Annotated in this window: 12 protein-coding genes; 6 read left to right on the top strand and 6 right to left on the bottom strand. The window is 67.7% G+C overall.

Annotated features, from left to right (window positions below):
- The gene (locus FSV73_RS13295) at positions 1 to 1,086 is read right to left on the bottom strand and encodes a tartrate dehydrogenase (protein ID WP_145008329.1); all 1,086 of its coding nucleotides are present in this window, start codon (positions 1,084 to 1,086) and stop codon (positions 1 to 3) included.
- A 105-nt stretch (positions 1,087 to 1,191) separates the two neighbouring features.
- On the opposite strand from FSV73_RS13295, the gene FSV73_RS13290 reads away from it, so the two are divergent.
- The 3 genes from FSV73_RS13290 (at position 1,192) to FSV73_RS13280 (ending at position 3,630) form a co-directional block, all read left to right on the top strand.
- Positions 1,192 to 2,088: a LysR family transcriptional regulator gene (locus tag FSV73_RS13290; protein WP_145008328.1), complete on the top strand. Its 897-nt coding sequence runs from the start codon at positions 1,192 to 1,194 to the stop codon at positions 2,086 to 2,088.
- Between the two features lie 71 nt (positions 2,089 to 2,159).
- Positions 2,160 to 2,999, top strand: a complete 840-nt coding sequence (locus FSV73_RS13285; protein WP_145008418.1) for an AraC family transcriptional regulator — start codon at positions 2,160 to 2,162, stop codon at positions 2,997 to 2,999.
- Positions 3,000 to 3,045: 46 nt separating this feature from the next.
- Entirely contained in the window at positions 3,046 to 3,630 is a 585-nt protein-coding gene (locus FSV73_RS13280; protein ID WP_145008327.1) for a LysE family translocator, read from the top strand.
- On the opposite strand, the gene FSV73_RS13275 is transcribed toward FSV73_RS13280, so the two are convergent.
- The gene (locus FSV73_RS13275) at positions 3,627 to 4,535 is read right to left on the bottom strand and encodes a LysR substrate-binding domain-containing protein (protein WP_145008326.1); all 909 of its coding nucleotides are present in this window, start codon (positions 4,533 to 4,535) and stop codon (positions 3,627 to 3,629) included. The two genes, FSV73_RS13280 and FSV73_RS13275, sit on opposite strands and share 4 nt — an antisense overlap.
- 110 nt (positions 4,536 to 4,645) lie before the next feature.
- Between FSV73_RS13275 and FSV73_RS13270 the strand changes: the two genes are divergently transcribed.
- A complete protein-coding gene (locus FSV73_RS13270; RefSeq protein WP_145008325.1) occupies positions 4,646 to 5,248 on the top strand; it encodes an FMN-dependent NADH-azoreductase in 603 nt (200 codons plus the stop codon).
- A gap of 559 nt (positions 5,249 to 5,807) precedes the next feature.
- Here the strand turns inward: FSV73_RS13270 and FSV73_RS13265 are convergent.
- Positions 5,808 to 6,788, bottom strand: a complete 981-nt coding sequence (locus FSV73_RS13265) for an aldo/keto reductase (protein ID WP_145008324.1) — start codon at positions 6,786 to 6,788, stop codon at positions 5,808 to 5,810.
- 119 nt (positions 6,789 to 6,907) lie between these two features.
- On the opposite strand from FSV73_RS13265, the gene FSV73_RS13260 reads away from it, so the two are divergent.
- Both FSV73_RS13260 and FSV73_RS25795 read left to right on the top strand, forming a co-directional pair.
- Positions 6,908 to 7,336 (top strand): OsmC family protein, encoded by a 429-nt coding sequence (locus FSV73_RS13260; protein WP_145008323.1) that lies wholly within the window; start codon positions 6,908 to 6,910, stop codon positions 7,334 to 7,336.
- 113 nt (positions 7,337 to 7,449) lie between these two features.
- Positions 7,450 to 7,578 (top strand): hypothetical protein, encoded by a 129-nt coding sequence (locus FSV73_RS25795; RefSeq protein ID WP_260856072.1) that lies wholly within the window; start codon positions 7,450 to 7,452, stop codon positions 7,576 to 7,578.
- A gap of 129 nt (positions 7,579 to 7,707) precedes the next feature.
- Here FSV73_RS25795 and FSV73_RS13255 read toward each other — a convergent pair whose 3' ends face one another.
- The 3 genes from FSV73_RS13255 to FSV73_RS13245 all read right to left on the bottom strand — a co-directional run bounded on the left by FSV73_RS13255 (position 7,708) and on the right by FSV73_RS13245 (position 8,867).
- The gene (locus FSV73_RS13255) at positions 7,708 to 7,980 is read right to left on the bottom strand and encodes a cupin domain-containing protein (protein WP_145008322.1); all 273 of its coding nucleotides are present in this window, start codon (positions 7,978 to 7,980) and stop codon (positions 7,708 to 7,710) included.
- Positions 7,981 to 8,151: 171 nt separating this feature from the next.
- Positions 8,152 to 8,385: a hypothetical protein gene (locus tag FSV73_RS13250; protein ID WP_145008321.1), complete on the bottom strand. Its 234-nt coding sequence runs from the start codon at positions 8,383 to 8,385 to the stop codon at positions 8,152 to 8,154.
- A 65-nt stretch (positions 8,386 to 8,450) separates the two neighbouring features.
- On the bottom strand, positions 8,451 to 8,867 hold the full coding sequence (locus tag FSV73_RS13245) for a MarR family winged helix-turn-helix transcriptional regulator (protein ID WP_145008320.1): 417 nt from the start codon (positions 8,865 to 8,867) through the stop codon (positions 8,451 to 8,453).
- Positions 8,868 to 8,902 lie beyond the last annotated feature (35 nt).

The raw sequence follows: 8,902 nt of genomic DNA, 5'->3' as shown, positions 1-8,902 counted from the left end.
TCAGGCCAGGGCCGCGGCGATGGCCTGGCCCAGGCTCTCGGTGGTGCCCTGGCCGCCCAGGTCGCGGGTCAGGGGCGCCTGCTCCGGACCCTGGCTCAGCACCGCCTCGATGGCCGCTACCACCGCCGCGCCGGCCTCGGCATGGCCGAGGTGCTCGAGCATCATGGCCCCGCACCAGATCTGGCCGATGGGATTGGCGATGCCCTGGCCGGCGATGTCCGGCGCCGAGCCGTGCACCGGCTCGAACAGGCTGGGGAAATTGCGCTCCGGGTTGATGTTGGCCGAGGGCGCTATGCCGATGGTGCCGGTGCAGGCCGGGCCCAGGTCGGAGAGGATGTCGCCGAACAGGTTGCTGGCCACCACCACGTCGAACCAGTCGGGGTGCAGGACGAAGTTGGCGGTGAGGATATCGATGTGGAACTTGTCCACCGCCACGTCCGGATAGGCCTTGCCCATCTCTTCCACGCGCTTGTCCCACCAGGGCATGGTGATGGCGATGCCGTTAGACTTGGTGGCCGAGGTCAACTTCTTGCGTGGGCGCTGCTGGGCCAGGTCGAAGGCGAACTTGAGGATGCGGTCGGTGCCGTGGCGGGTCATCACCGTTTCCTGGATCACCACCTCGCGCTCGGTGCCCTCGAACATGATGCCGCCGACGCTGGAGTACTCGCCCTCGGTGTTCTCGCGCACCACATAGAAATCGATGTCGCCGGGCTGGCGATTGGCCAGGGGCGCCCTGACCCCCGGCATCAGCCGGCAGGGTCGCAGGTTGACGTACTGGTCGAAGCGGCGGCGGAATTGCAGCAGCGAACCCCAGAGGGAGATGTGGTCGGGCACCACGTCCGGCCAGCCGACCGCGCCGAAGTAGAGGGCGTCGTAGCCCTTGAGGGTCTCGAACCAGTCGTCCGGCAGCATCTTGCCGTGGGCCTGGTAGTAGGCGGCGCTGGCGAAGTCGAAGTGATCGAACTGCAAGGCGATGCCGAAGCGGCGGGCGGCAGCTTCCAGCACCCGGATGCCCTCGGGCATGACTTCCATGCCGATGCCGTCTCCGGCGATGACCGCGATCTTGTGGGGCTGGGACGCTTGCATGAGGATGCTCCGGCAGTTCGAGTGGGATGGCCCCAGTGTAGTCCCATGCTGGAGGCGTACAATCCCGCCTAGAGGAAAGCCATTCTTAACCTGGAATCAAGAATCTTGTCCGCCGACGATCTCGCCTTCTTTGTCCATCTGGCCGCCCATCCCAGCCTGACCGCCGCAGCGCAGGAGTCGGGGCTGTCGCTGGCGGCGGTGAGCAAGAGACTCACCGCCCTGGAGCGTCGCCTGGGCGTGCAGCTGATCCGCCGTACCACGCGGCGGCTGGACCTGACCCCGGAAGGCCTGCGCTACCTGGAGGGGGCCCGTCCCCTGCTGAGCCAGCTGGAAGACCTGGAGGCCGCGGTCGGCCGGCCCGACGCGCCCCTCAGCGGGACGCTCAATCTCAACGCCACCTTCGGTTTCGGCCGGCGGCACCTGGCGCCGCTGTTGTCGGACTTCGCCCGCCGCCATCCGCAGCTGGAACTCAACCTGCACCTCTCCAGCCATCCGGTGAATCTGCTGGAGGGCCCCTTCGACCTGGATATCCGTGTCGGCGAACCACCGGATGCCCGGGTCATCGCCCATCGCCTGCTGGACAACCGCCGCCTGCTCTGCGCCGCCCCCGCCTACCTGGCCCGCGCCGGTGTGCCGGAGAGCGTGGCAGACCTGGCACGGCACAACTGCCTGGTGCTGCGCCAGGACGCCGGTGACTACGCCGTCTGGCGCTTCACCAAGGCTGGCCAGCACTTCGCCCAGAAGGTGCGCGGCAGCCTGAGCAGCAACGACGGCGAGGTGATGGTGCGCCTGGCGCTGGACGGCCACGGGCTGATCCTGAGGTCGGAGTGGGACGTAGCCGAGCTGATCGCCAGTGGCGCCCTGGTGCCGCTGCTGACCGATCACGAGGCGCCGGCGGCGGCCATCTATGCGGTCCATCGCCAGCAACGCCACGTGCCCCGCCGGATCGCCGAACTGATCCGCCACCTGGCGCGGGAGCTGCCGGCACGGCTGGGGCGCTAGGCTGCACGAATCTTCCAGACCGCCGCGGGATCAGACTCTAGACTGACCAGCCCGAACCTCTTTTGCCCGCCATGGCCGACGATCACTGGATCCAGCTGCAACAAGACGCCGAGACCGGTATCGAGACCCTGCGCGCCCATTTCGAGGGCCATGCCTACGATCCGCACTGGCACGACGCCTACCTGGTGGGCTACACCGAGCAGGGCCTGCAGCAATTCCACTGCCGCGGCCAGCGCCACCTGAGCACCCCCGGCCAGGTCTTCCTGCTGGAGCCCGGCGAGTTGCACGACGGCCAGGCGCCGGAGGCTGAGGGTTTCACCTATTCCATGCTCTACCTCGATCCCCAGTGGCTGGCGCGCGAGCTGCAGGGCCTGCATGGCGATGCACGCCCTCTGGGCGAACCTGGCTTCGCCCGTACCCTGGTGGACCAGGCCGAGTTGCATCGCGCCGTGGCCTGGGCCCATGAGGTGCTGAGCCGGCCGGAGCTGCGTATCGTCCGCCAGAGCGCCCTGGACGCCCTGCTCCTGCGCCTCTTGCCGCAGCTGCAGTGGCGGGCACCGCAGGCCGGCGATCCGCGCCTGCCACTGGTGGCCCTGCGCGCCCGCGACTTCCTGCACGCCCACCATCACCAGGACATCGGCCTGGAAGACGTGGCCCGGGCCTGCCGGGTGGACCGATTCCGCCTGACCCGCGCCTTCAAGGCGGCCTTTGGCCTCGCGCCCCACGCCTACCTGGTGCAACTGCGGCTGTCCCGCGCGCGCCGGCTGCTGGCCGATGGCCTGTCACCGGCAGACACCGCCGCGGCCCTGGGCTTCGCCGACCAGAGTCATCTGGGTCGCTGGTTCCGCCGCGCCTATGGCCTGACGCCGGCCGCCTACCGCGCCCGTTGCTCGAATCTTCCAGACCGCTAGCGACCGGGCTGCGACGCTGGAAGCTCAGTCCTTCCAGGAGTCTCCCATGTCCCTGCTGCCCTTCCTGCTGTTCGCCCTGGTCGCCTCCATCACGCCGGGGCCAACCAATGTGCTCATCCTCGGCCATAGCGCCCGCCATGGCGCCCGGGCCAGCCTGCCCCTGGTGCTGGGGGGCAGCCTGGGCGCGGTCGCCCTGGTCCTGGTGGTGGGCTTCGGCCTGGGCCAGACCCTGGCCCGGCATCCCGACTGGCAACGCGGCCTGGCCTGGGCCGGGGTGCTCTGGCTGAGCTGGCTGGCCTGGCAACTGGCCCGCGCCGGGGCCCCCGAGGTCACGGAAGCCAGCACCCGCCCGGGCTTCGGCGGCACCGCCGGCCTGCAGCTGCTCAACCCCAAGAGCTGGAGCATGGCGCTGGCGGTGGTGACCGTCTACGCCGAACCGGGCGCCGATCTCTGGCAGCAGGTGCTGATCCTGGGACTGGTGTTCCTGCTGGTATCCGTCCCCTGCCTGGGTCTCTGGGCCCTGCTCGGCCGAGCCGCCGCGCGCCGGCTGAACTCGACCCGGGCCTGGCGCGGTTTCAACCTGGGGATGGCCGGCTTGCTGCTCGTGTCGGCCTGGGCAACGGTGGTCTAGACCGGCGCTCCGTCGTGCGTCTGGAGGCTGGTCTCCAGATGCTCCAGCCAGGCGCGCACGGCTGGCAGTTGGCCGCGGCGGTGGGCATAGGCGGCCTGCAGATGGCCACCGGGGATGGACCAATCCGGCAACAGGCGCTGCAGGCGGCCCTCGGCCAGTTCCGTCTGGCAGTAGATCAGCGGCAGGACGGTGTAGCCGAGACCGGCCAGGGCGGCGGTCTTGCGGACGCCGAAGTCGTCGATGCCCAGCCGGGCTTCCAGGACCAGTTCGCGCCGTTCGCCCTGGGGGCCCACCAGGCGCAGATGCACCTTGCGATCCACTTCGAGGGCGCCGAGCAGCGGCAGGCCCAGCAGCGCCTCCGGTGCATCCAGCGGGCGGCCGGCGAGCAACTCGGGGGGCGCCACCAGCACCACCGCGGCCTGGCGCAGGCGCCGTACCACCAGGCCCGGCTCCTCGTCGTCGAGGTCCCGGACGCGCAGGGCGACGTCCACCCCTTCGTTGATGATGTCCACCCGCCGGTTGACCAGCAGCAGATCCAGTTGCACCAGGGGATAGCGCGCGAGGAACTGCGTCACCACCTCCGGCAGGTACTGCTGCGCCAGGGCCACCGGGCAAGACACCCGCAGCGGCCCGCGCGGTTCGCTGGACAGGCTGGCGGCGGTCTCGGCGGCGCTTTCCGCTTCGCGCAGCAGCGCCTGGCAGTGCACCAGGTAGCGTTCGCCCAGGGTGGTGAGCGTCAGGGTGCGGGTGGTGCGCTGCAACAGCCGGGCACCCAGGCGCGTCTCCAGCTCGGCGATGCGGCGCGACAGCCGCGACTTGGGAATGCCCAGCAGCCGCCCGGCGGCGGCGAAGCCGCCAGCCTCCACCACCTTGGCGAAGTAGGCGAGATCATTGAGGTCTTGCATGGCTGACTGTCCTACCCATGGGACGATGCATCGCATTTTAGCCGGCTAATCAGGCATTCGTCTTATCGGTAGTCTGGGCTCATCTTCCCGAACCCTAGAGGGCCGTCGCCATGAAACTCCTGCACATCGATTCCAGCATCCTCGGTGAGTATTCCGCCTCCCGCGCCCTGAGTGCCAAGGTCGTCGCCGCACTGAAGGCCAGCCATCCCGAGCTGGACGTGACCTACCACGATCTCGCCCATGACTCCCTGGGCCACTTCTCCGCCGCCAGCCTGGCCGCCGGTGCCACGCCCGCCGAGCAGCGCAGCGCCGAGCAACGCGCCGAAGCCGAGCGCAATGCCCGTGCCCTGCAGGAATTCCTCGCCGCCGACGTGCTGGTGCTGGGCGCGCCCATGTATAACTTCACCATCCCGACCCAGCTCAAGGCCTGGATCGACCGCATCACCGTGGCCGGCACCACCTTCCGCTACGGCGAAGCCGGTCCGGAAGGCCTGTGCGGCGGCAAGAAGGCGATCATCGTCGCCACTGCCGGCGGCATCCACGCGGGCAAGCCCACCGGCATCGCCCACGAGGACTACCTGAAGCTGCTGCTGGGCTTCCTCGGCATCACCGACATCCAGATCGTCCGCGCCGAAGGCCTGGCCTATGGCGACGAAGCCAAGGGCGCCGCCCTGGCCAGCGCCGAACGCCAGATCGCCGAGCAGTACGCCTGAGTCTGGGTTGCCCTCACCCCCGGCCCCTCTTCCTAGGGGAGAGGGGAGAGGGAAGCTAACAGCTCCTCGTCCTGGGGCGGGGGCAGTCCGCGAAGTCTGAGTCCGAATGAAGCGGCCCTCACCCCCAGCCCCTCTCCCTGAGGGAGAGGGGAGCTAACAGCTCCTCGTCCTGGGGCGGGGTTAGTCCGCAAAGTCTGAGTCCGAATGAAGCGGCCCTCACCCCCGGCCCCTCTCCCTGAGGGAGAGGGGAGCTAATAGCTCCTCGCACTCGGAGCAGGGCAGTCCGCGAAGTCCGAGTCCGAGTGAAGCGGCCCTCACCCCCCAGCCCCTCTCCCTGAGGGAGAGGGGGCTGATAGCTTCTCGCGTCGGGCAAGGGCAGTCCGCGAAGTCCGAGTCCGAGTGAAGCGGCCCTCACCCCCCAGCCCCTCTCCCTGAGGGAGAGGGGGCTGATAGCTTCTCGCGTCGGGCAAGGGCAGTCCGCAACAACGAGTTCAAATGCCGCTCCCGCTCTTCCCCCTCTCCCTTTGGGAGAGGGCCGGGGTGAGGGCGACACCGCTCCTCAGCTAAACCCCACCACCGGGTGCGGCACATAGGGCGCTTCCAGGGCGGCGATCTCCTCTTCGCTCAGCTGCAGCTCCAGGGCCGCCACCGCATCGTCCAGATGCTGCGGCTTGGACGCGCCGACGATGGGCGCATCGATCCCCGGCTTCTGCAGCAGCCAGGCCAGGGCCACCTGGGCGCGGGGTACGCCGCGGGCTTCGGCGATGCGCGCCACGGCTTCGACGATCTGCCGGTCGGAATCCTCGCTGGCGGTGTAGAGCGTCTTGCCAAAGGCGTCGCTCTCGGTGCGCCCGGTGCTGGCGTCCCAGTCGCGGGTCAGGCGGCCGCGGGCCAGGGGACTCCAGGGAATCACCCCGATACCGGCGTCACGGCACAGCGGCAGCATCTCCCGCTCCTCTTCGCGATTGAGCAGGTTCACGTGGTTCTGCATGGTGGCGAAGCGCGTCCAGCCGTGGCGCTCGGCGGTATGCAGCGCCTTGGCGAATTGCCAGGCGTGCATGCTGCTGGCACCGATGTGTAGCGCCTTGCCGGCCTTGACCACGTCGTGCAGGGCTTCGAGGGTTTCCTCGATGGGCGCGTCGTAGTCCCAGCGATGGATCTGGTAGAGGTCGACGTAGTCGGTGCCCAGGCGCTGCAGGCTGGCGTCGATGGCGGCGAAGATCGCCTTGCGCGACAGGCCCCCGACATTGGGCTTGTCCCTGAGCGGGAAGTACACCTTGGTCGCCAGCACGATTTCCTCACGCACGGCATTGGCCTTGAGGAAGCGGCCGACGATCTCTTCGCTGGTGCCATCGGAATAGCTGTTGGCGGTATCGAAGAAGTTGATGCCCAGGTCCAGGGCCTTCTTCAGCAGCGGCAGGCTCTGGTCTTCCGGGAGCGTCCAGGGGTGATTGCCCCGTTCGGGCACGCCGTAGGTCATGCAGCCGAGGCAAAGGGGCGAGATCTTCAGGCCGGTACGGCCGAGGTTACGGTACTTCATGGGGGCCTCCAGAGGTTGTCGAGAGGGGTTGACCACGCACGCCGCGGATCGACTGCAACGAACTTACCGGCTGCCGCCTGGTTCTAGATGAATTCTCTACCCACAACCGGAGACGCTCCATGAAGAAATATGCTTCCGCGGTCTGGCAAGGCGGTCTGAAGGATGGCAAGGGCCACATCACCACCGAGAGCGGCGCGCTCAAGGACAATGCCTACGGCTTCAACACCCGTTTCGAAGGCACTCCGGGCACCAACCCCGAAGAGCTGATCGGCGCTGCCCATGCCGGTTGCTTCTCCATGGCCTTCTCCATGCTGCTGGGCCAGAATGGCCTGACCCCCGAGCGCATCGAGACCAAGGCCGACGTGACCCTGGACAAGGTCGGCGACGGCTTCGAGATCACCACCATCGACCTGACCATGAAGGCCAAGATCCCCGGTGCCACCCAGGAGCAGTTCACCACCATCGCCAACCAGGCGAAGGAAGGCTGCCCGGTGTCCAAGGTGCTCAAGGGCGCCAAGATCAACCTGAACGCCACGCTGGAAGGCTAAGGCTCAGGTATTTGCCGGTGTCATCCAGGCACCGGCAATATTGCGTCACGAAGGCCGCGAGCACAGCCGCGCCCAGCGGTTAAACTGCTCCGATCCCGCCTTCGGAGAGCCCGATGAACGACTCCATCTTCATGGCCATCTTTTCGGTCCTCGCCCTGCTACTGCTAGGTGGCGGCGTCTACGGCTGCGTGATTCTCAATCGGCAGCGCAAGGACATCGAGAAGAACGACAGCGAAGGCTAGCGCGCCGATCCCACGGGTGCTGGCGGCCAGGCTCGTAACGTCCCGGAGTCAGGCGCTCCAATAGCTCGACGAACGCCCTGCCACGATTCACACCTCAGAAGCGCCATCCCAGGCGACGTCGTGCCCTGTTCAGACCTTTCGTCTACCTGCCAGATAACGAACGCCCTCGGCACCGAACACCTCGGAATGGGGTTCGTTGGCGGCCAGGTGGAAGACGTCGCCGACGCGATAAAGACGTTCGCCCTCCTCGCTCCGAATGCGCAGCTCCCCGGCGATGACCAGGGCCTTGGCTTCGAAGTCATGGGCATGGGAATCCAGGTGGCCGTGGGCTTCGCGCTCCACCAGAACCGGCGGCTGGAAGCCCTCGCGGGCAAGCTGTTCGCTGAAGGTGGCTCGGTCCAAGGCAGACTCCGGAGGGACATTGAGTGCCGCCAAGACTAGACTCTTGGCGTCCTGGCGACCATCGAAAGCCCTCTATCGCGGGCCACCGCGCAGGCTATGAACACCAGCAACGCGTGGCTCGGATTGAGCGGGCAACGGAAACCCCGGTCGCCCGAGGTTCCACGTGGAGCATCAGCGCTCCAGCTTGCGCTCGACCTCGGCGGTCTTCTGTCGCAGCTCTTCCGCCTCCTGTTCCTTGGTCTTGATGTCGGTCGGGGTGATGACCTTATCGATGCCATCGGTCGGACTGGATTCCGGCTGCTGGATGTCCTTCTTCACCACATCCACGGGCCGGCCCGCCTCATCGACGGCGGGTTCGTTGGGCGGGGTCTTGCCCAGGTGGGCATCGGAACGCTGGTCGCTCATGGCAACAACTCCTCGGTAGGTACCCAGATTCGAGCCCAACGACCACCGCGGAGTTCGCCGCTCCGTCAGCGGGGTGTCCGGACCCGCTCCAGGTAGGCCAGCAACTGTTGCTGCTCGGCGGGCGCCAAGGGTGCGAACACCGCTTCAAGGGCCTGCTGGCGCGGCGCCTGGGCATGTTCCAGCGCCTCACGCCCTTGGTCGGTGAGATGGACCAGCAGCGCCCGGCGATCCTGGGGATGGGGTTCCCGCCTGACCAGGCCATCGCGCTCCAGCGCATCGAAGGCATCGGTCAGGGTACGGGGGGCATGGCGCAGCTGTTCGGCGACCTCACCCGGGCGGCAGGGCCCCAGCCGTTCCAGCACCATCAGGACCTTGTAGCGGGCGAAGGACAAACCGGAGGCCTTGAGTGTCTCATCCAGTTGTTGGCGCATCTGCCGTTTGAGATCCAGCAGGGCCTCGGCGATGGCGGCAGCGGTTGACATGGAGATTTCTTACCTCGAATATAGTGAGGAACCTC

This window comes from Pseudomonas oryzihabitans (genome assembly GCF_007665395.1).
Taxonomy (GTDB): domain Bacteria; phylum Pseudomonadota; class Gammaproteobacteria; order Pseudomonadales; family Pseudomonadaceae; genus Chryseomonas; species Chryseomonas psychrotolerans_C.
Note: the sequence above shows the minus strand (reverse complement) of the source record. Positions and strands in the feature narration are given on the sequence as shown.